The organism is Kitasatospora sp. NPDC094015, assembly GCF_040304075.1.
Taxonomy (GTDB): domain Bacteria; phylum Actinomycetota; class Actinomycetes; order Streptomycetales; family Streptomycetaceae; genus Kitasatospora.
In genome coordinates, this window is sequence record NZ_JBEOUL010000005.1 from 283993 (window position 1) to 309934 (window position 25942).

Below are 25942 nucleotides of genomic sequence, written 5' to 3' on the forward strand. Positions count from 1 at the left end.
GAGCCCGCAGTTGAGGGCCGAACGGGCTAAGGAAGGAGGGTGAGGATGACGGTTCGCCGACGAGGCATTCCGGACCTGGAACAGCGGGGCGCGCCAACCGGCTCGCACTCCCCGCGGCACCAACGACCTTTGTGCATCCTCGCACCACCGGCAAGTCCTAGGAGACGGTATGCATGCGGTTTCGGACGATGAACGGGGGCAAATCAGACAGCGGACATGCAGCTGTTCCCAAGTGTTTACGCGCCCAGGGCGCGCCCTCTGCCGGTCGTGCGCCCCCTGCGCCCCCCGTCTGCCGGAGTGCGCCCGATGCGATCTCACCAATGGTCCGAACGGGTGCGCAATACGGTAGTTGACGCTCCTTCAGGCGCGCCTCGGGGTCTACGCTTCAGGTCGTGAAGGCAATCCGCAGATTCAGCGTCCGCACTGTCCTGCCCGAGCAACTCCAGCCGCTGCACGAACTGGCGCTCAACCTGCGCTGGTCCTGGCATCCCGAGACCAGGGAGCTGTTCCGCTCGGTCGACCCGGAGATCTGGGCCGCCGTCGGGGAGGACCCGGTCCGGCTGCTCGGCGAGGTGCCGGCGGCCCGGCTGTCCGCACTCGCCGCCGACCGGCGCTTCCTGCGCCGGCTCGGCGACCTCGCGGACGATCTCCGCGACTACCTGACCGGCCCGCGCTGGTACCAGTCCGCCCTGCCACCGGGCGACGGCTCCGGCCCGCTGCCGGCCGCCATCGCCTATTTCTCGCCCGAGTACGGCATCGCCGCCGCCCTGCCGCAGTACTCCGGCGGGCTCGGCATCCTGGCCGGCGACCACCTCAAGGCCGCCAGCGACCTGGGCGTGCCGATCATCGGCGTCGGGCTGTTCTACCGGCACGGCTACTTCCGCCAGTCGCTGTCCCGGGACGGCTGGCAGCAGGAGCGCTACCCGCTGCTCGACCCGGACGAGCTGGCCGTCAGCCTGCTCCGGGAACCGGACGGCACCCCCTGCCGGGTCGACCTGGCCCTGCCGGCCGGCCGCAGCCTGGCCGCGCACATCTGGAAGGCCCAGGTGGGGCGCGTCCCGCTGCTGCTGCTCGACTCCGACATCGAGCCCAACGGCCCGGCCGAGCGCAACGTCACCGACCGGCTCTACGGCGGCGGCAGCGAGCACCGGCTGATGCAGGAAATACTGCTGGGCATCGGCGGCGTCCGTGCCGTGCGCAGCTACTGCCGGCTCACCGGCCACGCCGCCCCCGAGGTGTTCCACACCAACGAGGGGCACGCCGGCTTCCTCGGCCTGGAGCGGATCCGCGAGCTGGTCGGCGCCGGCGAGAAGCCGGCCGAGGACGCCCCCGTCGACCGGCCCGAGCTGGACTTCCCCGCCGCCCTGGAGGCGGTCCGGGCCGGCACCCTGTTCACCACCCACACCCCCGTCCCGGCGGGCATCGACCGCTTCGACCGGGACCTGGTCGCCCGGCACTTCAGCGGGGACGCCGCGCTGGCCGGGGTGCCGGTCGAGCAGGTGCTCGCGCTCGGCGCCGAGACCTGGGCCGACGGCGACCCCAAGCTGTTCAACATGGCGGCCATGGGGTTGCGGCTGGCCCAGCGGGCCAACGGCGTCTCCACCCTGCACGGCGAGGTCAGCCGGGCCATGTTCAACGGTCTGTGGCCGGGCTTCGACGCCGCCGAGGTGCCGATCACCTCGGTCACCAACGGCGTGCACGCGCCGACCTGGATCGACCCCGCGGTGGTCCGGCTCGGCGCCGGCGAGATCGGCCTGCAGCGGGCCGAGGACGCGATGGCCGTCGGCGAGGAGAAGCGCTGGACGGGCCTGGAGCGGATCGGCAACGCCGAGATCTGGGAGCTCCGCCGCAGCCTGCGCGCCCAGCTGGTGGAGGAGGCCCGGAGCCGGGTGCGGGCGTCCTGGCGCCAGCGCGGCGCCGGCGAGGCCGAGCTCGGCTGGGTGGCCGGCGCGCTCGACGCGGACGTGCTCACCATCGGCTTCGCCCGGCGGGTCCCCTCGTACAAGCGGCTGACCCTGATGCTGCGGGACCAGCAGCGGCTGCGGTCGCTGCTGCTGCACCCGACCAGGCCGGTGCAGATCGTGGTGGCCGGCAAGGCGCACCCGGCGGACGACGGCGGCAAGCGCCTGATCCAGCAGCTGGTCGCGTTCGCCGACGACCCGGCGGTGCGGCACCGGATCGTCTTCCTGCCGGACTACGACATGGCGATGGCCACCCACCTCTACCCGGGGTGCGACGTCTGGCTGAACAACCCGCTGCGCCCGCTGGAGGCCTGTGGCACCTCCGGGATGAAGGCGGCCCTGAACGGCTGCCTCAACCTGTCCATCCTGGACGGCTGGTGGGACGAGTGGTACGACGGGCAGAACGGCTGGGCGATCCCCACCGCCGACAGCTCGGGGATGGGCCGGCTCGACCCGGAGAGCGCCGAGGCGGAGAAGCGCGACGACATCGAGGCCGCCGCGCTCTACGACCTGATCGAGCACCAGGTCGCGGCCCGGTTCTACGACCGGGGCGAGGACGGGCTGCCGCACCGCTGGATCTCGATGGTCCGGCACACCCTGGTCACCCTCGGCCCCAAGGTGCTGGCCGGCCGGATGGTCCGCGAGTACGTCGAGCGGCTGTACGCCCCGGCGGCCGACGCGCAGCGCGAGCTGGCGGTGGCCGAGCCCGACGGGCCGTCCTACCCCGGCGCACGGGAGCTCGCCGAGTGGAAGGCGCGGGTGCGGCAGGCCTGGCCGGCCGTCCGGGTCGAGCACGTCGAGGCCGACGGGCCGGACGAGGCCCAGGAGCTCGGCAGCACGCTGGCGCTGCGGGTGCAGGTCTCGCTCGGCGCGCTCCAGCCCACCGACGTCGAGGTGCAGGTGGTCTCCGGCAAGGTGGACGAGAGCGACGGCATCTCCGACGCGGTCGCGCTCGCCCTCAAGCCGACCGGCGGCCCGGACCTGGACGGCCGGCGCCGGTACGAGGGCTCGCTGGAGCTGTCCCGCACGGGGCCGTTCGGCTACACCGTCCGGGTGCTGCCGGCCCACCCGCGGCTGGCCTCGCCGGCCGAACTCGGGCTGATCGCCTTCCCGGCCGAGGCGGCCGGGATGGACGCGGGCATCCTGCGGTGACCTCCGGCTGAATCATGGTTGCGCGGTCCCTCCGCGGTCATTATCGTCACTCTGACGTAATGACCGCGGAGGGACCGTGCCCATCAGCGACTACCTGAGCGAACTCACCGCGCCGCTCACCACCGTGCTCGGCCACGTGGGGCAGGACGAGGTGACCTGGGCCGAGCTGCTCGGCTTCGCCACCGGCGCGGCGAGCGTCTGGCTCACCGTCCGGGCGAGGATCTGGAACTTCCCGGTCGGCATCGCCAACAACCTGTTCTTCCTGGTGCTCTTCGCCGGCGCCCGGCTGTACGCCGACGCCGCGCTGCAACTGGTCTTCCTGGCACTCGGCGTGCACGGCTGGTGGCGGTGGCTGCGCGGCGGCCGGCGGGGAGCGGAGGCCCCGGCGTTCGAGCGGGCCGGCGCCCGGACGGTCCTCACCCTCCTCGCGCTGCTGGCGCCGGCCACCTGGGGACTCACCGTGCTGCTCACCCGGGCCGGCGACAGCGCGCCGTTCTGGGACGCCCTCACCACCGCCCTCTCGCTGGCGGCGCAGTGGCTGCTCAACACCCGGCGGGTGGAGACCTGGTACTTCTGGATCGCCGCCGACCTGGTCTACGTGCCGCTCTACCTGAGCCGCTCGCTGGACCTCACCGCGCTGGTCTACCTGCTCTTCCTGGGCATGTGCGGGCTGGGCCTGCGGGCCTGGCGCCGCGACCTGGCCGCCCCGCGACTGCCGGCGGTGGCGGCATGAGCGCCCGCTTCGGCCACGGCCTGGTGATCGGCAAGTTCTACCCGCCGCACGCCGGCCACCACTTCCTGATCCGCGCCGCCGCCGACGCCTGCGAGCTGGTCACTGTCGTGGTGATGGCCGCCGACCTGGAGTCCGTCCCGCTGGCCGACCGGGTCGCCTGGGTGGCCGAGGCCTGGGCCGACGAGCCGCACGTCCGGGTGACCGGCATGGTGGACAACCTGCCGGTCGACTACGACAGCGACGAGGTCTGGGCGGCGCAGGTCCAACTGATGCGGGTGGGCCTGGCCCAGGCACCGCCCGCCGGTCCGGTGACGGCGGTGTTCAGCTCCGAGCCGTACGGGGTGGAGCTGGCCCGGCGGTTCGGGGCGGCGGCGGTGGTGCTGGACCGGGGTCGGGAGACCTTCCCGGTCTCCGGCACCGCGGTACGGGCCGATCCGGCCGGGTACTGGACGGAGCTGGAGCCGCCGGTGCGGGCCTGGTTCGCCCGGCGGGTGGTGGTGCTGGGCGCCGAGTCCACCGGCACCACCACGCTCTCCCGGGACCTCGCCGCGGCGCTGCGGGCCCGGGGCGGCCCGCACGCCGCGACCGGCTGGGTGGCCGAGTACGGGCGGGAGCTGACGGCGGCCAAGCTGGCGGTGGCCAGGGCGACCGCCGGGCCCGGGGAGCCGGTGCCCACCGTGTTCGACCTCGCTTGGGACGACGCCGACTTCGAGCTGGTCTGCCGGCGGCAGAACGGGGCGGAGGAGCGGGCCGCGCGGGCCGGCGGGCCGGTGCTGGTCTGCGACACCGACGCGCTCGCCACCACCGTCTGGCAGGAGCGCTACCGGGGGGCGGTCACCGAGCCGGTACGACAGCTGGCGGCCGGGATCCCGCCGCGGGCGCTCTACCTGCTGACCACGGACGAGGGGGTGCCGTTCCACGACGACGGGCTGCGCGACGGGGAGCACCTGCGGCCGTGGATGACCGGGCGCTTCCGCGAGGTGCTGGCGGCGGGGCGCACACCGTGGCTGGAACTGAGCGGTGACCGGCAGGAGCGGTTGCGGGCGGCGCTGGGGGCGGTGGACCGGATGCTGGCGGAGGGGATGCGGATGGCTGCGCCGCCGGGGTGAGGGGCCGGAGCCGCAGTTCCCCGCGCCCCTGGAGGTGCTGGCCCTCGGGAGTGGCGCGGGGAACCGGGCGGGGTCAGACCAGGCTGTCCTGCCAGGTGCGGTGGAGGTCGGCGAAGCGGCCGCGGTCGGTGATCAGGTCGGCGGGGGTGCCGTCCTCGACGATCCGGCCCTGCTCCATCACCAGGACGCGGTCGGCGATCTCCACCGTGGACAGCCGGTGCGCGATGATCACGGCGGTGCGGCCGGCCAGTACCGTCCGCATCGCGCGCTGCACCGCCTGCTCGCCGGGCACGTCCAGCGAGCTGGTCGCCTCGTCCAGGATCAGCACCGCCGGGTCGGCCAGCAGCGCCCGGGCGAAGGCGACCAGCTGGCGCTGACCGGCCGAGATGCGGCCGCCGCGCTTGCGCACGTCGGTGTCGTAGCCGTCCGGCAGGGCGGCGATGAACCCGTGCGCCCCGATCGCCCGGGCGGCATCCTCGATCTCGGCGCGGGTGGCGTCCGGGCGGCCGACCGCGATGTTCTCGGCGACCGTGCCGGAGAACAGGAAGGACTCCTGGGTCACCATCACCACGTTGCGCCGCAGCTCCGCGGTGGCCAGCTCGCGCAGGTCGGTGCCGTCCAGGGTGATCCGGCCGTCGGTCGGGTCGTAGAACCGGGCCAGCAGCTTGGCCAGCGTCGACTTGCCCGCGCCGGTGGCGCCGACCACGGCCGTGGTCCGCCCGGCGGGCAGCACCAGGTCGAAGACCGGCAGCACCTCCTTGCCGGTGCGGTAGGCGAACCGGACCCCGCGGAAGGCGACCTCGCGGCCCTCGGCGGTCGCCGCGGGCAGGCTCACCGGGGCGGCGGGCTCGGCGACCGACGGCTCGTGGGCCAGCAGCCCGGCCATCTTCTCCAGGGCGGCGGCGGCCGACTGGTAGCTGTTCAGGAACATCGCCAGCTGGTCGATCGGGTCGTAGAGCCGGCGCAGGTAGAGCACGAAGGCGGTCAGCACGCCCAGCTCCAGGCCGCCCTCGGTGACCAGGTAGGCGCCGAACACCACCACGCCGGTGATCCAGGTGTTGGCGGTGGCCCGGGAGAAGCCGACGTAGCGGGCCATCTCCAGCAGGCCGTCGGCGGTGGCCGCGGCGGACTGCCGGTTGACGGTGCCGAAGGCCTCGTCGTTGGCCTCCTCGCGGCGGAAGGCCTGCACCGGGCGGATGCCGTTCATGGTCTCGGTGAACTTGACGATCACCGAGGCGACGGCGGTCCGGGAGCGCCGGTAGACCCGCAGCGAGCGCCGCCGGAAGGAGCGGACGATCAGGTACATCGGCAGGAAGGACGCCAGCGCGGCCAGGCCCAGGCGCCAGTCCATCACCACCAGCACCACCGAGATGAAGCTCACCGAGAGCGCGACCGAGAGCAGCTCCTGCAGGCCCTCGTTCAGCAGCTCGCGCAGCGCGTCCACGTCGCTGGTGGCCCGGGAGATGATCCGGCCCGAGGTGTAGCGCTCGTGGAAGTCCAGGCTGAGCCGCTGGGCGTGCCGGAAGATCCGGCCGCGCAGGTCCAGCAGGACGTCCTGGTTGATCCGCGCGCTGTACCGGATGAACAGCCGCTGCAGGTAGGTGGAGAGCAGCGCGCAGCCCAGGTACGCGCTGATGACCGCGATCAGCGGCCCGGCGTCGTGGTCCCGCAGCGCCGGGATGCCGCGGTCCATCGCGAGCGCCACCAGCAGCGGGCCGCTCTGCAGGGCGGCCTGCTGGATCAGGATCACCAGCATGGCCAGCACGATCCGCCGGCGGCGCGGGCCGAGCAGCGCGCCGAGCAGGGCGCGGGCGGCGCCGGGCGGGACGGGGATGTCCTCCTCGTCGGCCGCCTCCGGCGGCGGGAGCTCCTCCAGCTCCTCGGTCGGCTCCAGGGTGGTGGTCATCGGCGGGCACTCCCTTCGAGCTCCGAGGCGTCGAGCGCCGGGGCTGCGGACTCCGGGGCTGCGGGCTCCGGCGCTTCGAGCCCCGAGGCGGCCGCGCCGGACATCAGCTCGCGGTAGGCGGGGGAGCTCTTGAGCAGCTCCTGGTGGGTGCCGACGGCGATGATCCGCCCGTCGGCGAGCAGGGCGACCCGGTCGGCCAGCAGCACGGTGCTCGGGCGGTGGGCGACCACCAGCGCGGTGGTGCCGGCGAGCACCTCGCGCAGCGCCCGCTCGACCAGCGCCTCGGTGTGCACGTCCAGCGCCGAGAGCGGGTCGTCCAGGACCAGGAAGGCCGGGTCGCCGACCACGGCCCGGGCCAGTGCGAGCCGCTGGCGCTGGCCGCCGGACAGGCTGAGGCCCTGCTCGCCGACCTGGGTGTCGGCGCCGTCCGGCAGCCGGTCGACGAAGCTCGCCTGGGCGGTGGCGAGCGCGCCGGCGAGCTGCCCGGAGCCGGCTCCGGGGGCGCCCATCAGGACGTTGTCGCGGACCGAGGCGGAGAACAGCGTCGGCTCCTCGAAGGCGACCGAGACCAGCCGGCGCAGCTGCTCGCGGGGGATGTCCCGGACGTCCCGGCCGTCCAGGGTGATCGAGCCGCCGGTGGTCTCGTACAGCCGGGGGAGCAGGGCGGTGAGGGTGGTCTTGCCGCTGCCGGTGGCGCCGACCAGGGCGAGCGTCTCGCCCTGGCGCACGTGCAGGTCGACGCCGGCCAGCAGGTCGGGGGTGTCGGCGGGGGCGTCGGGGTAGCGGAACCGGACGCCGGTGAACCGGATGCCCCGGTCGGCGGCGGGGGCCAGGCCCGAGGGGTGCTCGGCCGGCACCGGCTCGTCCATCACCTCGAAGTAGCGGTCGGTGGCGGTGGCCGCCTCGTTGGCGTACGCGAGCAGCCAGCCGAGCGACTCCACCGGCCAGCGCAGCGCGAGGGCGGTGGACAGGAAGGCGACCAGGGTGCCGGCCGACAGGTCGTCGTGGGCGACCTGGACGGCGCCGACCGCGAGCGCGCAGCCGAGCGCCAGCTCGGGCAGGCCGACGATGACGGCCCACAGGTTGGCCAGCAGGTCGGCCTTGCGCAGCTCGGTGGTGCGCAGCCGCCGGCTGTGCCCGGTGAAGTCCTCGGCCATCGCGCGGTGGCGGCCGAAGGCCTTGAGGATGCGGATGCCGAGGATGGACTCCTCGACCACGGTGGCCAGGTCGCCGTTCTGGTCCTGGGCGAGCCGGGCGGCGGCCGCGTACCGGCTCTCGAAGTACCGGGTGAGCACCATCAGCGGCACCGCGGGCACCAGGGTGATCAGGGCCAGCTGCCAGCTCAGCGTGAACATCAGCACCGTGCCGGTCAGGAAGACCATGGTGTTGACGATCAGGAAGACCAGCGGGAAGGCGAGGAACAGCCGCATGGTGAACATGTCGGAGGTGGCCCGGGAGAGCAGCTGGCCGGAGGACCACCGGTCGTGGAAGGAGACCGGCAGCCGCTGCAGCCGGGCGTAGAGGTCGCCGCGCATCGCGGTCTCCACCCGGGCCAGCGGCCGGGCCACGATCACCCGGCGGACCCCGAACAGGCCCGCCTCGACCAGCCCGAGCAGCAGCAGCACGCCGGCCGGCGCCCACAGCCCGGCCAGTTCGCGGTGGGCGATCGGCCCGTCGACGATCCGGCGCAGCACGATCGGGACGCCCAGCACGCTGACCGAGGCGACCAGGGCCGCGGCCACCGCACCGGCCAGCTGCCAGCGGGCCGGGCGGGCGTACGGCCACAGGCGCAGCAAGGACCGCGCCGTCGACCGGTGCGGCGGCGGCCCCGCGGCGGGGTCGGGTCTGCTCACCGACGGTTCGTCAGGGTCGTCGGTGGTCTGCGCGCACTGCTCGTTCTCGGCCATCGCGGAGAGGGTAGGCCGTGACCCTGACATTTCTCATCCGGTTTTACGCCCCTGTCGGCGGGAACCGGCCAAGGTCGTCCACCGCCCGCAGCAGCCGGCAGGAGCGCCCGGCCAGCGTGACGGCCGTCAGCGCGGGGTGCGGCTCGTCCGGCAGGTCGTCCCGGGCGGTGTCCACCTCCGTCCGGTAGGCGCTCGCCCAGGGCTCGCCCGGGAGGGTGAAGGCGACCGCCTGCGGGCCGGCGTTGAGCAGCAGCAGGAAGCTGTCGTCGCGCATCGGGCAGCCGTGCTGGTCGCGCTCGGACATCGCGGAGCCGGACAGCAGCATCCCGAGCGCGGCGGTCGGCGTGAACCAGTCGGCCTCGGTCATCTCCCGGCCGGCGCCGGTGAACCAGGCCAGGTCCCGCTGGCCGCCGGGCACCGCCGCCCGGCCGGAGAAGAACGCCCGCTGGCGCAGCACCGGGTGCCGGCGGCGCAGCCCGATCAGCCGGCCGGTCAGCTCGGCCAGCGAGCGCCATTCGGGCTGCTCCAGCAGCGACCAGTCCAGCCAGCTGGTCGCGTCGTCCTGGCAGTAGGCGTTGTTGTTGCCGCCCTGGGTGCGGCCGAGCTCGTCGCCGGCGGTGAGCATCGGGACGCCGGTGGACAGCAGCAGGGTGGTCAGCAGGTTGCGCAGCTGGCGCCCGCGCAGGGCCAGCACCTCGGGGTCGGTGCTCTCGCCCTCGGCGCCGCAGTTCCAGGACCGGTTGTCCTCGGTGCCGTCCCGGTTGCCCTCGCCGTTGGCCTCGTTGTGCTTCTGGTTGTAGGAGACCAGGTCGCGCAGGGTGAAGCCGTCGTGGGCGGTGACGAAGTTGACCGAGGCGTACGGGCGGCGGCCGCCGCGCTGGTAGAGGTCGGAGGAGCCGGAGAGCCGGTAGCCGAGCTCGCGGACGTCCGGCCGGGCGCCGCGCCAGAAGTCCCGCACGGTGTCCCGGTACTTGTCGTTCCACTCGGCCCACAGCGGCGGGAAGCCGCCGACCTGGTAGCCGCCGGCGCCGACGTCCCAGGGCTCGGCGATCAGCTTGACCCGGCTGAGCAGCGGGTCCTGCGAGACCGCGCCGAGGAACGGGTGGTGCATCTCGACCCCGTCGCTGCCCCGGGTGAGCGCGGAGGCGAGGTCGAACCGGAAGCCGTCGACGCCCATCTCGGTGACCCAGTAGCGCAGCGAGTCGGTGATCAGCCGGACGGTGTGCGGCTGCCGGGTGTCGAGGGTGTTGCCGCAGCCGGTGTAGTCGGCGTAGCCGCGGCGGCTGCGGTCCAGCCGGTAGTAGCCGCCGTTGTCGATGCCGCGCAGCGACAGCGCCGGGCCCATGGTGCCGCTCTCGGCGGTGTGGTTGTAGACCACGTCGAGGATCACCTCGATGCCGGCCGCGTGCAGGGCGCGCACCATCCGCTTGAACTCGCCGACCTGCTGGCCGCGGCTGCCGGCGGAGGAGTACCCGGCGTGCGGGGCGAAGTAGCCGAGCGAGTTGTAGCCCCAGTAGTTGACCAGGCCGCGCTGCTGGAGGTGGTCCTCGCTGACGTGGTGGTGGACCGGCAGCAGCTCCACGGCGGTGACGCCGAGCGCGGTCAGGTGGGCGATCGCGGCCGGGTGCGCCAGCCCGGCGTAGGTGCCGCGCAGCTCCGGCGGGATCTCCGGGTGGCGCATGGTGAAGCCGCGCACGTGCAGCTCGTACAGGACGGTCTCGGCCCACGGCGTCTTGGGCCGGTGGTCGTCGTACCAGTCGTCGTCGTCGTGCACCACCACGCCGCGGGGCACGTACGGGGCCGAGTCGCGGTTGTCCCGGACGGTGTCGGCGACCTCGCGCTCGGGCCAGTTGCGCACGGCGGCGCAGGTGGCGTCGTGGGCGGTGTAGTCGCCGTCCACGGCCCGGGCGTACGGGTCGAGCAGCAGCTTGGCCGGGTTCCACCGGGCGCCGGTCCACGGGTCCCAGCGGCCGTGCACGCGGTACCCGTAGCGGGTGCCGGGCAGGACGCCGGGGAGGTAGCCGTGCCAGGTCTGGAAGGTCTGCTCGGCCAGCCGGTGTCTGCTCTCCCGGCCCTGCTCGTCGAACAGGCAGAGGTCGACGGCCTCGGCGGCGGGCGCCCAGAGCGCGAAGTTGGTGCCCCGGCCGCCCTCCAGGTCGGTGCGGAACCGGGCGCCGAGCGGCTGCCAGCTGCCCGGCCAGGGGTCGGGCGGGGCCGGGTGGGGCGCCGTGCCGTTCGGCCGGTCGGCCACCGGGCGCGGTGCGCCCGGGCTCGTCCCCGTGTCCAGCTCCTGCCACGCCGTCATCGCCGCACCCTCCCAGCGCGGGGGTCCCTTCCCCGCTCTCCTCTTGTTCCCTGATCGGATGCCCCAGTCACGTGGCGGAGCGCCTCGTGACGGAACGTGACCGATTGTGTCCCGCTGTGAGCCCTTCCGTGCGGCCCGTCGGGGGAGATCGTTCCCACGTGTCCCCGTCCCGATGCCGTCGTTATGCCCGCTGTCGGCCGGTCGCGGCCGGACAGCGGATCAGGGGAGGGCCGGGATGCATCCCGGAACAAGGGGCTGGGCGCGCCGGGCGGCCGCCCTCGGGCTGTGCCTGCTGGCCGCGTGCGGCGGGCCGGTGGCCCGGCCGTCCGGCGACGGCGCCGGTGCCACCGGGGCCGGCGGCGCGCCACCGGTCTCGCGGGCCCAGCTGGCGGTGACGCCGGGCGACGGCGCCCAGGAGGTGCCGGCCGAGGGCCCGGTGCGGGTGAGCGTCACCGACGGGCGGCTGCGCAGCGTCCGGCTGGCCGACGACGAGGGCACCGAGGTGCCGGGGCGGATCAGCGCCGACGGCCGCAGCTGGAGCCCGCAGGGCCGGCTCGCGCCGGCCACCCCGTACACCCTGGACGCGGTCGCCGAGGACGCCGCCGGGCTGGCGTCCGCCCAGCACGTCGCCTTCGCCACCCGTACGCCCGCCCGGAGCTTCGTGGCCTTCTTCACCCCCGAGAACGGCTCGACGGTCGGGGTCGGCATGCCGGTCTCGCTGCGCTTCACCCGGGCGATCACCGAGCGGGCGGCGGTGGAGCGGGCGGTGACGGTGACCGCGGACCCGCCGGTGCCGGTGGTCGGCCACTGGTTCGGGGCCCGGCGGCTGGACTTCCGGCCGCAGAAGTACTGGGCGCCCGGGACCAAGGTGGTGCTGACCCTGCGGCTGAAGGACGTGCCGGGCGCGCCGGGGTACGTCGGCACCCAGTCCAAGGTGGTGCGCTTCACGGTGGGCCGCTCCCAGGTCAGCACCGTGGACCTGGCGACCCGGACGATGACCGTGCGGCAGGGCGGCCAGGTGCTGCGCACGCTGAAGGTCAGCGCGGGCAGTCCGGAGCACCCGAGCTACCTGGGGGCGATGGTGGTCTCGGAGAAGTTCCAGGTCACCCGGATGAACTCGCAGACGGTCGGGCTGGGCGACGAGTACGACATCAAGGACGTGCCGCACGCGATGCGGCTGACCGCCTCCGGGACCTTCGTGCACGGCAACTACTGGTCGCCCCGGACGATCTTCGGTGCGGCCAACACCAGCCACGGCTGCATCGGCCTGCCGGACGACAAGGGCGGCTCGGCGGACTCCCCGGCGGGCTGGTTCTTCGAGCACACCATCACCGGTGACGTGGTCGAGGTGCGCGGCGCGGCCGGCGACCGGGTGCCGCCGGACAACGGCCTGAACGGCTGGAACCTCGGCTGGCCGCAGTGGACCGCGGGGAGCGCGCTGACCGGCGGGTGATCATTCACCGAACCGGCACCCGCCTCCCGTCGAAGATTCACCCGGACGGGCCAGTTATCCTGACCACCCGCGCCGATCCGGGGTCCCTACCCGGCGAACAGCGCGAAAGAAACTCGCCGCCCGGTGCAACCCGCGCGGGTGGCGGCGCGTGTATTCGCTTGGGTTACCGGGAGGGGAGCAGACCGACGTGAAGCCGGTTCAGGCGGCCGACGCCGCAATACGCAGAAACACGGGGACGGCCGGACGGACCGTCCGACAGGCCGGGGTCGCGGCGCTGATGGGCGGCGTCCTGCTGCTCGGCTCGGCCTGCAGCAGCTCCGGCTCGGGCTCGACCGACGGCGGGTCCGGCGGCGGGGCGCAGGGCGGCGGGTCCACGACCGCGGCCGCGCCCGCGAAGGTCTCGACCGCGCAGCTGACCGTCACGCCGAAGGACGGCAGCACCGACGTGGCCCCGAACGGCCTCCAGGTCGCGGTGGCCAGCGGCAAGCTGGTCAACGTCGAGGTGACGGACAAGAACGGCAAGGCGGTGGCCGGCGCGATCGCGGCGGACGGCCTGAGCTGGAAGCCCACCGAGACGCTCGCGGTCGGCATGGTCTACAAGGTGAACGCGCAGGCCAAGGACGACGCCGGCCTGGAGGCCGCGTCGACCAGCACCTTCACCACGCTGACCCCGGCGAAGACCGCCGCGACCAACGACAACATCTCCGACAACGGCACCTACGGGGTCGGGATGATCGTCTCGGTGGCCTTCAGCAAGCCGATCAAGAACAAGGAGGCGGTGACCCAGGGCATCACCTTCGAGGCCTCCGACGGCACCACCGTCAAGGGTCACTGGTTCGGCACCCAGCGGCTGGACTTCCGTCCGGCCGAGTACTGGAAGCCGGGCACCAAGGTCACCATCCACTACCGGCTGAAGAGCGTCGAGGTGGCGCCGGGCGTCTACGGCGACGTGGACAAGGACGAGCCCTTCACCATCGGCCGCTACCAGGTGAGCACCGCGGACGCGGCCAGCCACCAGATGTCGGTCAAGAAGGGCGACGGCTCGACCCAGACCATCCCGATCACCGCCGGCAACGACGACAACCCGTCGTGGAACGGCACCATGGTCGTCTCCAGCAAGGAGAAGGTGACCCGGATGAACTCCGCCACGGTCGCCAACGTGGTCGGCGGCGAGTACGACGTCCCGGACGTCCCGCACGCGATGCGGCTCACCAACAGCGGCACCTACGTGCACGGCAACTACTGGAGCAGCGCCTTCGGCAAGTCCAACGCCAGCCACGGCTGCATCTCGATGCAGGACGGCAAGGGCGGCGACGACGCCTCCACCGCGGGCAAGTTCTGGTCGGGGTCGCTGATCGGCGACGTGGTCAAGATCGTGAACTCCAAGGGCAAGCAGGTGTCCCCGGACAACGGCCTGAGCGGCTGGAACGTCGCCTGGGGCAGCTGGTAGCCACCCCGTACGGCCCGTGCGGCCCGGTCGTTCCTCGGAACGGCCGGGCCGTTCTCCGTTCGTGACCGAATCTCGACCCTGGTCACGCAACCTGGGGTGGGTACCCCACGTGTATAGGGCTGACAGTCCACGGGGAGAGCGGGAGAACGACGTGAAGGCGATACGCACGGGTCTGGCGGCAGGGGCGCTCGGGAGCGCCCTGGTACTGCTGGCGACCGGCTGCGGTTCGGGCGGCGGCGACAGCAGCGGTGCCGCCCGGTTGGCAGCGGGTCCCTCCCAGGCCGGCGCGGTGCCCGCCGCCGCCCCCGCCCCGGCGAAGCCGACCGTCTCGGCCGCGTCGCTGAGCATCGAGCCGGCCGACGGCGCCAAGGACGTGAAGCCCGCCGGGGCGCTCAAGGTCGGTGTGGCCGGCGGCAAGCTGACCACCGTGTCGGTGACCGGGCCGGACGGCGCCGAGGTGCCCGGGACGGTCGCCGCGGACGGCCTCAGCTGGGTGCCCAACGGCAACCTGGCGGTCTCCGCCCAGTACAAGGTGGCGGCCCGGGCGACCGACGCCAACGGCCTCGAGACCGCGGCCACCAGCTCGTTCTCCACGCTCACCCCGGCCAAGCAGGCCGGCGCGCACGACAACGTCTCCGACAACGCCACCTACGGCGTCGGGATGATCGTCTCGCTCACCTTCGAGCGGCCGGTCAAGGACAAGGCGGCGGTGGAGAAGGGGATCACCTTCGAGACCTCGGACGGCACCGTGGTCAAGGGCCACTGGTTCGGCAGCCAGCGGGTCGACTTCCGCCCGGCGGAGTACTGGAAGCCGGGCACCAAGGTCAACGTCCACTACCGGCTGAAGAGCGTCGAGGTGGCGCCCGGCGTGTACGGCGGGGTGGACCGGGACGAGCCGTTCACCATCGGCCGCTCGCAGATCAGCACCGCGGACGTGGCCACCCACAAGATGAACGTCGTGCGGGACGGCCAGGAGGTCGACTCGGTGCCGTTCACCGCCGGCAAGGCGGGCTTCGACACCTGGAACGGCACGATGGTGATCGAGGACATGGCCGAGACCACCCGGATGAGCTCCCAGGGCGTCGCCGGGGTCGGCTCCGGTGAGGAGTACGACATCTCCGACGTGCCGCACGCGATGCGGCTGACCGACTCGGGCACCTACGTCCACGGCAACTACTGGAGCAGCGCGTTCGGCTCCTACAACGCCAGCCACGGCTGCATCGGCCTCGCCGACGCCAAGGGCGGCAGCGCGAGTTCGCGGGCGGGCAAGTTCTACACCTCCTCGCTGATCGGCGATGTCGTCACCGTGGTCAACTCCAAGGGCAAGTCGGTCGCGGCCGACAACGGGCTGAGCGGTTGGAACCTCGCCTGGGCCAACTGGTAGGCCCGCGAACGGTCCTGGCGCGCGGACGTTCGGTTGCGGCGGGCATATGCCAAGTGACTAGTGATCGTTTGGTCATTGTCCGTACGCGCCCGCATGCGTTCCGCAATGATTGGCGCATGGCAGGATGGGGCGAAGCGGACCAGGCATCACATTCCTTGGCCGAGCCGGCCGATGCGGGCCTGGCGGTGTGCAGCGTGCTGGCGCTGTCGGAGCTGGAACGGCGGACTCCCGGGGAACTCGAGGAGGCCGCCTACCGGCAGCTGCGCGACCACACCGCGGCCGAGGAAGCCCGGCTGCCGTCCCGTCCGCTCGCCGGTGGCATCGCCCGGCGGGTGGTGCTCGCCGTCCTGTCCGACTGGGGTCTGCACCAGCAGTTGGAGGCCGGGGAGTTGCTCACCGGCGAGCTGGTCGCCAACGCGGTGCGGCACGCCGGTGGTCGCACGGTGGGCTTACGCATGGTCCGCCGGCCCGGCTGGGTGCGGGTCGAGGTGCGGGACTCCTCGCGGGCGCTGCCCTGCCTGATCATGTCCGCCGAGCCGCTGCACGAGACCGGCCACGGGCTGCGGGTGGTGTCGGAGGTCTCCGACCGCTGGGGCGCCGACCTGCTGCCGCGCGGCAAGGGCGTCTGGTTCGAACTGAAGGTCCGCGAACGGGTGGTGGGCGGCGGCTGAGCCGCGCCGCGGGGCTCGCCGGGCCCCGGAAACCAGTGCGGGGCCCCCGGTCCACAGTGGTGTGTGGTGTCAGGGGCCCCTGCAGGTCACCGCGCAGGCCAATGGGGGTGCATGCCGCGCAGTGGTGACGGCCGTGCCGGGTCATGGAGGCCGTGGATCGCGTCCGGCGCACGCGGCGCCCGACTTGTTCGACTATCGCACGGTCTCAGCATGTGAGCAAATTGGATTGGAAGGTATGTAACCCACTTCACCTTAGGTGTGTGAATAGATTCGCGCACCCGCCTGTGATTATTCAGGCCCTGGCCACCTTGTGTGTGGATTCGGTGGTGGAGGGAGGCAGGGGCCGGCGCCGTCACCCGTCCCGGGGCTTCAGCCGGCCGAGCGTGAACCCCTCGCCGGCCGGGTCGAGCGGCCTGGTCGCCCGCTTGAACAGGTACTCGGCGCGCTCGTAGGACAGCCGGCCGCGGCCGGTGCGCGGGCACAGGTCGGCGGCCGCCGGCCTCCGGGCCGGGCCCGGGCGCCGGTCGGTGAGGAACAGCGGGCCGCTGGTCCGGCCGGCCAGCAGCTCCGGCAGCAGCCGGGCGGTGCCGGATCGCCAGCTCACCGGGGCGCCGCCGGTACGGGCGCGGCGGTCCGCCAGGTCGAGGTCCTCCACGTTCAGGGCGAGGACAGCGCCGATCGCGGCCCCCGACTCGTGCAGCAGGTGCCACAGCGCCAGCTCGCGCACCGGCAGGTCGGTGCGGGCCCAGAGCGCGTCCAGCCGGTCCGCGGAGACCGCCGGGGTCCGGGGCCGGGAAGCGGCGCGGCGCGCCACCCCGGCGGTCAGGTCGCCCAGGCCGGCGTAGTCGGCGAACGAGCGGACGGCCGCCCGGTGCCGGTTCCAGGTCTGCGCGGCCGTCCGTCCCCAGCTGGTCGCGAACACCCCCGCCACCCGCTGCGCGGTGAGCTCCTCGAGCGGCAGGCCCGCGCCGAGCGCCAGGCACAGCCGGTGCAGGGTCTGCCCGTACGAGCGCAGCGTGCCCGCCCCGAGGTCGGCGCCGGCCAGGAAGTCCCGGACGGCGTCGCCGAGCACCGCCGTGCTGTCCCCGGTCGCGATCGCGTCCGCCCGGCTCGCCAGGAAGGCGCGTTCGGCGGCGTTCCTGGTCAGTGCGGCGGCCCGGCGCAGCTCCCGCTCCGCCTCCGGGAGCCGCCCGAGCCGGAGCAGCAGATCGCCCCGCACGCTCGGCAGCAGGTGGTAGCCGGCCAGCGCCGGATCGGCGGTCAGCTCCTCCACCAGGTCGAGCCCCGCCTGCGGCCCGCGCGCCATCGAGACCGCCACCGCCCGGTTGAGCCGGACCACCGGGGTCGGCAGCAGCCGGGCCAGCGCCTCGTACAGCGCGGCGATCTGCGCCCAGTCGGTGTCCTCGGCCCGCTGCGCCTGCGCATGGCAGACGGCGATCGCGGCCTGCAGCAGGTACGGGCCGGGCGGCCCGCCGAGCGCCCTGGCCCGCAGCATCGCGGTGAAGCCGCGGCGGATCAGCAACTGGTCCCAGCGGCCGCGGTTCTGCTCGTCCAGCCGGACCGGTTCGCCGGCCGGGCCGGTGCGGGCGGCCGAGCGGGAGGCCTGGATCTCCAGCAGCGCCGCCAGGCCGTGCACCTCGGCCTCCGAGGGCACCAACTCGGCCAGCAGCCGGGCTAGTCGGAGTGCCTCCAGGCACAGGCCCGGCCGCATCAGGTCGTCCCCGGAGGTGGCCGCGTACCCCTCGTTGAAGATCAGGTAGATGACCTCCAGCACCGAGGACAGCCGGGCGGCCAGCTCGCCGTCCTCCGGCAGCTCGAAGGCGACCCGCCGCTCGGCCAGGGTCCGCTTGGCCGCGGCGATCCGCCGGGTGATCACGGCGGTGTCGGCGAGGAAGGCGCGGGCGATCTCGTCCGTGGTCAGGCCACCGAGCAGGCGCAGCGTCAGGGCCGCCCTGGCCTCGGCCGGCAGGACCGGGTGGCAGGAGACGAACAGCAACCGCAGCAGGTCGTCCGGGTCGGGCTCGGCGCGGCCCTGCGGCCCCTCCAGCTCCCGGGCGAGCTGCTCCTGCTTGCGCTCCAGCCGCTTGCTGCGCCGGATGTGGTCGACGGCGCGGCGCTTGGCGATCGCCGTCAGCCAGGCGCCGGGGTTGTCCGGGACGCCCGAGACGGGCCACTGCTCCAGCGCGGCGACCAGCGCGTCCTGCGCCAACTCCTCGGCGAGGCCGACGTCGTGGACGATCCGGGCGAGCGCGGCGATGATCCGGGCCGACTCCAGCTTCCAGACCGCGTCGACCGTGCGATGGGGGTCCTGGGGCTCCGGCACCGCACGATGCAAGCACCCGCCGCGGCCGTCGTGCAAGCCGGGGCGGGTGCGGGTCCGGCTGCGGCCGGCTCCGGTCAGGGGCCGAAGACCTGCTGCATCACGCTCTCGCCGTCGCCGACGATCCGGCGGAAGCGGCGGGCCAGCTCGAGCGCCTCCTCCTTGGACCGGACCTCGATCAGGGCGAAGCCGGCCACCGCCTCCTTCGCCTCGGCGAACGGCCCGTCGGTCACGGTGATCTCGCCGCCCTGCGAGGAGACCAGCAGGCCGCCGGGCTCCAGGCCGCCGGTGGCGAGCAGCACGCCGGCCGCCGACAGCTCCTCGACGAACTTCGCCATCTCCGCGAACAGCGCCTGGTCGGGCGCGGTGTCGGACGCCTTGGTGGTCATCAGGTACCGCATGGGGTGCTCCTTCGTGGGGTGCTCGGTCGGTGCTTCCGGCCTGACGTCGAACAGCCCGATGTGACAGGGAATCCCGACGTTCCCTGTCGCATCACCGGTTCGACGTGTCAGCGAGAAGCCCGGACGGACCGACCGAGAAGGAGACCGGACATGTCGAAGCCCACCACCCCGCAGGATTACCTCGCCGCCCTCCCCGAGGCGCAGCGCGAGCTCGCCGACCGCCTGCTGCCGCTGGTCGAGGCCGCCCTGCCGGGCGCCGGCGTGCTCTGGCACGGCCACCCGGTCTGGAGCCTGGGCGCCACCCCCGGCCAGGCCCCGGTCTGCTACCTCAAGGCCTACGCCGGCCACCTGACCTTCGGCTTCTGGCGCGGCCAGGAGATCCCCGACCCCTCCGGCCGCCTCACCCCCGGCACCCGCGCGATGGCCGCGGTCAAGCTCCGCACGGCGACCGACCTCGACCCCCGCCTCTTCACCACCTGGCTGGAGTCCGCCCGCGCCCTGGAGACACCGGCGGCGGCGTGAGGCGCGCACGTTCCCCGCGCACGTTCCCCGCGCACAGCGTGGGTCGCAGGTCCGGTCACGCAGTGATCGCCCCGGTCGTGCCCCCCGCTCGCTAGAGTTGGGGCCATCCGCCCGGATCTCCTGCAGGAGGGTCGGCGCGGTTCGGAGCAGGAGGAGCCGATGACCGTACAGCCCACCGAGCCCCACCGCCTGCATCCCCGGACGCAGGACGAGATCGGGGCCGCGCTGCCGCCCTCCCAGCGGATGGCCTTCTACCGCGACATGGGCTCGGCCGACGAGGACGAGATCGCGGGTGTGCTGCGCCGCTGGCGGCTGCGGCTGGAGGTCTACAACGACCCGGCGACAGCGCGCGTGCATGCCGCGGTCCAGCAGGGCACGGCCCCCGGGCGGGCACTGTCGGCGGTCCTGCGGGAGACCGGTCCGCGGTGAGCGACTGGGACGACCCGTACGACGGCGACGACGCCCACGACCCGATCACCCTGTCGCCCCAGGTGCAGGAAGTCTTCGACTACGAGGTGACGCCGCCGGACGTGGTGTCGGCGATCGCGGCCTTCCTGGTCGGTCTCCGCGAGACGGTGGACGGTGGCGGGCACCCGGAGCACGCCGAGGAGATCCCGGGCCTGCCGGGTGCGTACCTGGCCCCGTTGGTGCGGGATCTCGGGTTGGTCCAGTACCACGCGACGGAGACCCCGTACGGACCGGGCTTCTACGTGGCCAGAGTGGTGCGGACGGACGACTACCCCGAGGGCTTCTGACGCACGGCCCTCCCCGAGGCCCCCGGCCGGCGGGCTGCCGGGCGGGGGGTCAGGGGCGGGCGGGGTGGGGGATCAGCACTCGATGACGTTGACGGCGAGGCCGCCGCGGCTGGTCTCCTTGTACTTGATCTTCATGTCGGCGCCGGTCTCCTTCATGGTCTTGATCGCCTTGTCCAGGGAGACGTGGTGCCGGCCGTCGCCGCGCAGGGCCATCCGGGCCGCGGTGACGGCCTTCACGGAGGCCATGCCGTTGCGCTCGATGCACGGGATCTGGACCAGGCCGCCGACCGGGTCGCAGGTGAGGCCGAGGTTGTGCTCGATGCCGATCTCCGCCGCGTTCTCGACCTGCTCGGGGCTGCCGCCGAGCACCTCGGCGAGGCCGCCGGCCGCCATCGAGCAGGCCGAGCCCACCTCGCCCTGGCAGCCGACCTCGGCGCCGGAGATGGAGGCGTTCTCCTTGAAGAGCATGCCGATCGCACCGGCCGCGAGCAGGAAGCGGACGATGCCGTCGTCGTCGGCGCCGGGGATGAAGTTCTGGAAGTAGTGCAGGACGGCCGGGATGATGCCCGCCGCGCCGTTGGTCGGGGCGGTGACCACCCGCTGGCCGGAGGCGTTCTCCTCGTTGACGGCCATCGCGTAGAGGGTGACCCACTCCATCGCGTTGGCCGGGCCGATGCCCTCGGCCCGCAGCGCCCGGGCGCCGGAGGCCGCGCGGCGGCGGACCTTGAGGCCGCCGGGCAGGATGCCCTCGCGGGTCATGCCGGCGGCGACGCACTCGCGCATCACGCCCCAGATCTCCAGCAGCCCGGCCCGGATCTCGGCCTCGGTGCGCCAGGCCTTCTCGTTCTCCAGCATCAGGCCGGAGATCGACAGCCCGGTCTCCCGGGTGAGCCGCAGCAGCTCCTCGCCGGTGCGGAACGGGTAGCGCAGCGCGGTGTCGTCCGGCACCACCCGGTCGGCGCCGATCGCGTCCTCGTCGACCACGAAGCCGCCGCCGACGGAGTAGTAGGTCTTCTCCAGCACGGTGGCGCCCTCGGCGTCGAACGCCCACAGGGTCATGCCGTTCGCGTGGTAGGGCAGCGACCTGCGGCGGTGCAGCACCAGCTGGGTGTCGGGGTCGAAGCCGATCTCGTGCACGCCCAGCAGCCGCAGCCGCTTCTCGGCCTTGATCCGGTCCACGTCCAGGTCGGCCTGGTCGACGTCGACGGTGCGCGGCGAGTTGCCCTCCAGGCCGAGCAGGACGGCCTTCGGGGTGCCGTGGCCGTGGCCGGTGGCGCCGAGCGAGCCGAACAGTTCGGCCCGGACGGAGGTGACCTGGGCCAGCAGTCCCTCGGACTTCAGGCGGCGGGCGAACATCCGGGCGGCCCGCATCGGGCCGACGGTGTGCGAGCTGGATGGGCCGATGCCGATGGAGAAGAGGTCGAAGACGCTGATGGCCACGGGGGACGTCCTTGTCTGGTCTCGTGGAGACGTGCTGGGGGGCGTGCGGACACGGCGCGGGGCACCGCGACCACGTTCCAGTGTGCGCGGTGCCCCGGAGAACCGGGGGGTGGGGCGGGGTCCCCCGCCCTACCCCCGGGTGAACTACAGGTTCGGGTAGAGCGGGTACTTCTCGGCCAGCGCGGTGACGCGGGCCTTGAGCGCGGTGGCCTTGGCCTCGTCGAAGGCGGGCAGCAGCGCCTCGGCGATGATGTCGGCGACCTCGCGGAAGTCCTCGGCCTGGAAGCCGCGGGTGGCCAGCGCCGGGGTGCCGATCCGCAGGCCCGAGGTGACCATCGGCGGCCGCGGGTCGTTCGGGACGGCGTTGCGGTTGACCGTGATGCCGACCTCGTGCAGCCGGTCCTCGGCCTGCTGGCCGTCCAGCTCGCTGTTGCGCAGGTCGACCAGCACCAGGTGCACGTCGGTGCCGCCGGAGAGCACCGAGACGCCGGCGCCGGTGGCGTCGGCCTGCAGCAGGCGCTCGGCGAGGATCTTGGCGCCCTCCAGGGTGCGCTGCTGGCGCTCCTTGAACTCGGGCGAGGCGGCGACCTTGAAGGAGACCGCCTTGGCGGCGATCACGTGCTCCAGCGGACCGCCCTGCTGGCCCGGGAAGACCGCGGAGTTGATCTTCTTGGCCCACTCCGCCTTGGAGAGGATCACGCCACCGCGCGGACCGCCCAGGGTCTTGTGGGTGGTGGTGGTGACCACGTCCGCGTACGGCACCGGGGACGGGTGCAGGCCGGCGGCGACCAGGCCGGCGAAGTGTGCCATGTCGACCATCAGCAGCGCGCCGACCTCGTCCGCGATGCGGCGGAACTCGGCGAAGTCCAGCTGGCGCGGGTAGGCGGACCAGCCGGCGACGATCAGCTTCGGCTGGTGCTCCTTGGCCAGGCGCTCGACCTCGGCCATGTCGACCCGGCCGGACTTCTCGTCGACGTGGTACGCGGCCACGTTGTAGAGCTTGCCGGAGAAGTTGATCTTCATGCCGTGGGTCAGGTGGCCGCCGTGCGCCAGGCTCAGGCCCAGGATGGTGTCGCCCGGCTGGATCAGGGCGAACATCGCGGCGGCGTTGGCCTGCGCGCCGGAGTGCGGCTGCACGTTGGCGTGCTCGGCGCCGAACAGCTCCTTGATCCGGTCGATCGCGATCTGCTCCACCACGTCGACGTGCTCGCAGCCGCCGTAGTAGCGCTTGCCGGGGTAGCCCTCGGCGTACTTGTTGGTCAGCACCGAGCCCTGGGCCTCCATGACCGCCACCGGGGCGAAGTTCTCGGAGGCGATCATTTCGAGGGTGGTCTGCTGGCGGTGCAGCTCGGCGTCGACCGCGGTCGCGATCTCCGGGTCGAGCGCGTGCAGGGACTGGTTGAGAACCGTCATGATGGGGTCTTCCCGTAGGGCTGGGCGGTTACCTGAGGGGAAGGGGCCGCCCGCCGCGCTGCGGCCGGCCCCCTTGCACGCGGTGGTCAGCCGCCGGTGGTGAAGGCGGTGTAGGCCTCGGCGTCGATCAGCTCGTCGGTCGCCTCGACCTTGAGCTTGAACAGCCAGGCGCCCTCGAACGGCTCGCCGTTGACCAGCGCCGGGTCGTCGATGACGGCCTGGTTGATCTCGACGATCTCGCCGGTGGCCGGCGAGTACAGGTCGCTGACCGACTTCGTGGACTCGAGCTCACCACAGGTCTCGCCGGCGGTGACGGTCTCGCCGACCTCCGGGAGCTGGACGTACACGATGTCGCCGAGCGCGTCGGCGGCGTGCTTGGTGATGCCGACGGTGGAGACGCCGTCCGCGTCAGCCGCGGTCAGCCACTCGTGCTCCTTGGTGTACTGCAGGTGCGTGGGGTTGCTCATGACGTCATTCTCCAGGATCGCAAGAGGGTAGGGCGAAGCAGTCCGCTGTGCGGACCGGAACCGGGGGTGCGTGGGCCTCAGCGGGCGCGCTTGTAGAACGGCAGCGCGACGACCTCGACCGGCTCGTGCTTGCCGCGGACGTCGACCGCGACCGCGGTGCCGGGGGCGGCGTGCGCCGCGTCCACGTACGCGATGGCGATCGGCTTGCCCAGGGTCGGCGAGGGCGAGCCGGAGGTGATCCGGCCGATCGGGGTGCCGTCGGCGGAGACCACGGCGTACTCGGCGCGCGGGACGCGCTTGCCCTCGGAGACCAGGCCGACCAGCACCTGCGGCGGGTTGGACTCGGCCGCGGCGGCGGCCTGCTCCAGCGCCTTGCGGCCGACGAACTCGCCGTCGTTGGTGGTCTTGTCGAACCGGACCACCCGGCCGAGGCCGGCGTCGAACGGGGTCAGGTCGGTGGAGAGCTCGTGCCCGTACAGCGGCATGCCGGCCTCCAGGCGCAGGGTGTCGCGGCAGGACAGCCCGCACGGCACCAGGCCCTTGTCGGCGCCGGCCTCGGTCAGCGCCTGCCACAGGTGCTCGGCGTCGGCCGGGGCGGAGAAGATCTCGAAGCCGTCCTCGCCGGTGTAGCCGGTGCGGGCCAGCCAGACCTGGCGGCCGGCCACCGTGGCGGGCAGCAGCGCGTAGTACTTGAGGCCGGGCAGGTCGGCGTCGGTCACCGAGGCCAGGATGCCGTTCGCCTCCGGGCCCTGGACGGCCAGCAGCGCGTAGGCGTCGCGGTCGTCGCGGACCACCGCGTCGAAGCCCGCGGCCCGCTCGGTCAGCGCGTCCAGCACCACCTGGGCGTTGGAGGCGTTGGCGACCACCATGTACTCGGTCTCGCCGGTGCGGTAGACGATCAGGTCGTCCAGGATGCCGCCGTCCTCGCGGCAGATCATCGTGTAGCGGGCGCGCAGCACGCCGAGCGCGGAGATGAAGCCGACCAGCGCGTGGTCCAGCAGCTCGCCGGCCTGCGGGCCGCTGACGGTGATCTCGCCCATGTGCGAGAGGTCGAACAGGCCGGCCCTGGTGCGGACCGCGAGGTGCTCCTCGCGCTCGGAGCCGTAGCGCAGCGGCATGTCCCAGCCGGCGAAGTCGGTCATGGTGGCGCCCAGCGAGCGGTGCAGGGCGTCGAGTGCGGTGTGGCGCAGGGACATGGTGGCGGGACTCCTCGGCTGGCACTGACAGGAGCGCACCCGCGTCTGGACGCGGGCATGCGGGGGCGGAGTCTCCCCGTCTGTCGTCACAACCTGAGAGCTTCACCGCAACCAAGGATGGCGGCTTGCACCGTGGGTGGGCGCACGGCGCGGCCGTGTCCACTTTCCAGATGTGCCTAGCCCGGGCGGTATGGGTGGCCTGAGAGATTCCGGGGAGGACTTGCTCCTTCGGCGCCGGCCCTGCCTGCATCAGGCACTCCGGACTCTCCCGCGCGGGTTCGAGCGGCCAGTATGAAGTTGGATCGGGGTCATCATGGCATGCCGGTGGGGCCCGGGGGGAGGGGGGCCGGGCGATACGCTCTGCTGGACGGTCGTTCGGCCGGCGCACGGGCCGCGCGGCAGGTGGCCCGCCCGGCCAGGTTGGAAGGGGCACAAGCGGATGGGGTACCCGGCGGGCGAGGCGCAGCCTTGGACGGAGCCGGGCTCGGCTCCCGAGGGCGGGAGCTGGCCGGTCAACGAGCTGGAACAGGTGCTCACCGCGGCGCTCGGTGACCCGGGCGCCACGCCACGGGTGATCGAGGTGCTGGCCCGCAGCCAGGTCTGGATCCCGCTGCCGGCCGGCGCGGACCGCCAGGGCGAGTCGCTGGACCTGCCCACCATCGAGCTGGCCGGCGCCCCGTACGTGCCGGTGTTCTCCTCGCAGGAGGAGTTCCTGCGCCAGGCGCCCGGGATGGCGTTCGCGATCGCGCCGATGTGGGAGTTCGCCCGCGGGCTGCCGCTGGGGATCGGGATCGCGGTCAACCCCGAGGCGCCGGTGGGCATCCCGGTGCCGCCGGAGGGCGTGGGGGAGCTGCGCCGCGGGCCGCAGGGCGAGCGCGGGGAGGCCGTCCTGGAGGGCGCCCGGGTGGCGCTGAAGGAGCCCGAGCCGCACCAGGAGCCGTACGCCTTCCTGGCTGCGGCCGGCGCCGAACTCGCGCTGCTGCCGGAAGTGTTGACGGCCCGCCGGGCGCTGGCCAAGGTGGAGGGCGAGGCCACCCTGCTCTACCTGGGCGTGCAGTTCGACCCGGGGCTGCCGGCCGACCCGGCCCGGGTGGGGGAGGCGCTCGGCCGGGCGCTCGCGACCGCCGCTCCGGCCTGGGGCGTCCACCTGGTGCTGCTCGACCTGGCCGCCGACCCGGTGGTCGACTGGCTGCTCGCCCGGGTGCGGCCGTTCTACGTCCGGGGCTGATCCACGGGCGGCGCCGGGCCGGTCGCCGGGCGGGGGAGCAACTCTCCGGTAGGGGATGGCGGTATGACGTTCGTCGGCCCGGCCCAATAGGGTTGCTGCCGACGACCCCGCGCGGCGGGGGGCGCGCAGGCGACGGGACGGGCGAGAGCGAGGTGGACGCGTGAGCGCG

General features: G+C 73.4%; 20 protein-coding genes and 1 riboswitch. Of the genes, 11 read left to right on the forward strand and 9 right to left on the reverse strand.

Translation table 11 applies throughout. The features are described from left to right. Positions 1–392 precede the first annotated feature (392 nt). The 3 genes from glgP to ABT014_RS09240 all read left to right on the forward strand — a co-directional run bounded on the left by glgP (position 393) and on the right by ABT014_RS09240 (position 4955). Positions 393–3113 carry an alpha-glucan family phosphorylase gene (glgP, locus tag ABT014_RS09230; RefSeq protein WP_350638036.1) on the forward strand — a complete coding sequence of 907 codons (2721 nt, stop codon included), beginning with the start codon at positions 393–395 and terminating at the stop codon, positions 3111–3113. Positions 3114–3189: 76 nt separating this feature from the next. After that, complete coding sequence (gene pnuC / locus ABT014_RS09235; RefSeq protein ID WP_350638037.1) at positions 3190–3846, forward strand: nicotinamide riboside transporter PnuC; 657 nt, start codon at positions 3190–3192, stop codon at positions 3844–3846. Beyond that, positions 3843–4955 carry an AAA family ATPase gene (locus ABT014_RS09240; protein ID WP_350638038.1) on the forward strand — a complete coding sequence of 371 codons (1113 nt, stop codon included), beginning with the start codon at positions 3843–3845 and terminating at the stop codon, positions 4953–4955. Before pnuC ends, ABT014_RS09240 begins: the two co-directional genes overlap by 4 nt. Before the next feature lie 73 nt (positions 4956–5028). On the opposite strand, the gene ABT014_RS09245 is transcribed toward ABT014_RS09240, so the two are convergent. The 3 genes from ABT014_RS09245 to glgX are packed head-to-tail and all read right to left on the reverse strand — an operon-like array spanning position 5029 to position 11073. Next, positions 5029–6861 (reverse strand): ABC transporter ATP-binding protein, encoded by a 1833-nt coding sequence (locus tag ABT014_RS09245; protein WP_350638039.1) that lies wholly within the window; start codon positions 6859–6861, stop codon positions 5029–5031. Further along, complete coding sequence (locus ABT014_RS09250; RefSeq protein WP_350638040.1) at positions 6858–8768, reverse strand: ABC transporter ATP-binding protein; 1911 nt, start codon at positions 8766–8768, stop codon at positions 6858–6860. The genes ABT014_RS09245 and ABT014_RS09250 overlap by 4 nt, the downstream gene beginning before the upstream one ends. A 43-nt stretch (positions 8769–8811) precedes the next feature. Then, positions 8812–11073 (reverse strand): glycogen debranching protein GlgX, encoded by a 2262-nt coding sequence (gene glgX, locus ABT014_RS09255; RefSeq protein ID WP_350638041.1) that lies wholly within the window; start codon positions 11071–11073, stop codon positions 8812–8814. 235 nt (positions 11074–11308) lie between these two features. Between glgX and ABT014_RS09260 the strand changes: the two genes are divergently transcribed. The 4 genes from ABT014_RS09260 (at position 11309) to ABT014_RS09275 (ending at position 16031) form a co-directional block, all read left to right on the forward strand. Beyond that, positions 11309–12526 (forward strand): L,D-transpeptidase, encoded by a 1218-nt coding sequence (locus ABT014_RS09260; RefSeq protein ID WP_350638042.1) that lies wholly within the window; start codon positions 11309–11311, stop codon positions 12524–12526. A 277-nt stretch (positions 12527–12803) separates the two neighbouring features. Further along, positions 12804–13976: a L,D-transpeptidase gene (locus ABT014_RS09265; RefSeq protein ID WP_350638043.1), complete on the forward strand. Its 1173-nt coding sequence runs from the start codon at positions 12804–12806 to the stop codon at positions 13974–13976. Between the two features lie 151 nt (positions 13977–14127). After that, on the forward strand, positions 14128–15360 hold the full coding sequence (locus ABT014_RS09270; RefSeq protein ID WP_350638044.1) for a L,D-transpeptidase: 1233 nt from the start codon (positions 14128–14130) through the stop codon (positions 15358–15360). 116 nt (positions 15361–15476) lie between these two features. Further along, entirely contained in the window at positions 15477–16031 is a 555-nt protein-coding gene (locus tag ABT014_RS09275) for an ATP-binding protein (protein ID WP_350638045.1), read from the forward strand. Between the two features lie 352 nt (positions 16032–16383). On the opposite strand, the gene ABT014_RS09280 is transcribed toward ABT014_RS09275, so the two are convergent. Together ABT014_RS09280 and ABT014_RS09285 are read right to left on the reverse strand one after the other, a co-directional pair. Beyond that, positions 16384–18354 (reverse strand): DUF6596 domain-containing protein, encoded by a 1971-nt coding sequence (locus ABT014_RS09280; RefSeq protein WP_350638046.1) that lies wholly within the window; start codon positions 18352–18354, stop codon positions 16384–16386. Between the two features lie 74 nt (positions 18355–18428). Beyond that, positions 18429–18752, reverse strand: a complete 324-nt coding sequence (locus ABT014_RS09285; protein ID WP_350638047.1) for a YciI family protein — start codon at positions 18750–18752, stop codon at positions 18429–18431. A 150-nt stretch (positions 18753–18902) separates the two neighbouring features. Here ABT014_RS09285 and ABT014_RS09290 point away from each other — a divergent pair, with 150 nt between their 5' ends. The 3 genes from ABT014_RS09290 to ABT014_RS09300 all read left to right on the forward strand — a co-directional run bounded on the left by ABT014_RS09290 (position 18903) and on the right by ABT014_RS09300 (position 20029). After that, positions 18903–19274, forward strand: a complete 372-nt coding sequence (locus tag ABT014_RS09290) for a DUF1801 domain-containing protein (protein WP_350638049.1) — start codon at positions 18903–18905, stop codon at positions 19272–19274. Between the two features lie 159 nt (positions 19275–19433). Then, a complete protein-coding gene (locus tag ABT014_RS09295) occupies positions 19434–19703 on the forward strand; it encodes a hypothetical protein (protein WP_350638050.1) in 270 nt (89 codons plus the stop codon). After that, positions 19700–20029: a hypothetical protein gene (locus tag ABT014_RS09300; RefSeq protein ID WP_350638052.1), complete on the forward strand. Its 330-nt coding sequence runs from the start codon at positions 19700–19702 to the stop codon at positions 20027–20029. Before ABT014_RS09295 ends, ABT014_RS09300 begins: the two co-directional genes overlap by 4 nt. 72 nt (positions 20030–20101) lie before the next feature. On the opposite strand, the gene ABT014_RS09305 is transcribed toward ABT014_RS09300, so the two are convergent. The 4 genes from ABT014_RS09305 to gcvT form a co-directional block, all read right to left on the reverse strand. Then, the gene (locus ABT014_RS09305; protein ID WP_350638053.1) at positions 20102–21469 is read right to left on the reverse strand and encodes an L-serine ammonia-lyase; all 1368 of its coding nucleotides are present in this window, start codon (positions 21467–21469) and stop codon (positions 20102–20104) included. A gap of 144 nt (positions 21470–21613) precedes the next feature. Further along, entirely contained in the window at positions 21614–22882 is a 1269-nt protein-coding gene (gene glyA / locus ABT014_RS09310; RefSeq protein WP_350638055.1) for a serine hydroxymethyltransferase, read from the reverse strand. A gap of 86 nt (positions 22883–22968) precedes the next feature. Then, positions 22969–23349 (reverse strand): glycine cleavage system protein GcvH, encoded by a 381-nt coding sequence (gene gcvH, locus ABT014_RS09315; RefSeq protein ID WP_350638056.1) that lies wholly within the window; start codon positions 23347–23349, stop codon positions 22969–22971. A 77-nt stretch (positions 23350–23426) separates the two neighbouring features. After that, positions 23427–24545 (reverse strand): glycine cleavage system aminomethyltransferase GcvT, encoded by a 1119-nt coding sequence (gene gcvT / locus ABT014_RS09320; protein WP_350638057.1) that lies wholly within the window; start codon positions 24543–24545, stop codon positions 23427–23429. A 176-nt stretch (positions 24546–24721) separates the two neighbouring features. Beyond that, positions 24722–24826: riboswitch (glycine riboswitch) on the reverse strand. Between the two features lie 158 nt (positions 24827–24984). On the opposite strand from gcvT, the gene ABT014_RS09325 reads away from it, so the two are divergent. Beyond that, positions 24985–25773 (forward strand): enhanced serine sensitivity protein SseB C-terminal domain-containing protein, encoded by a 789-nt coding sequence (locus ABT014_RS09325; RefSeq protein WP_350638058.1) that lies wholly within the window; start codon positions 24985–24987, stop codon positions 25771–25773. Positions 25774–25942 lie beyond the last annotated feature (169 nt).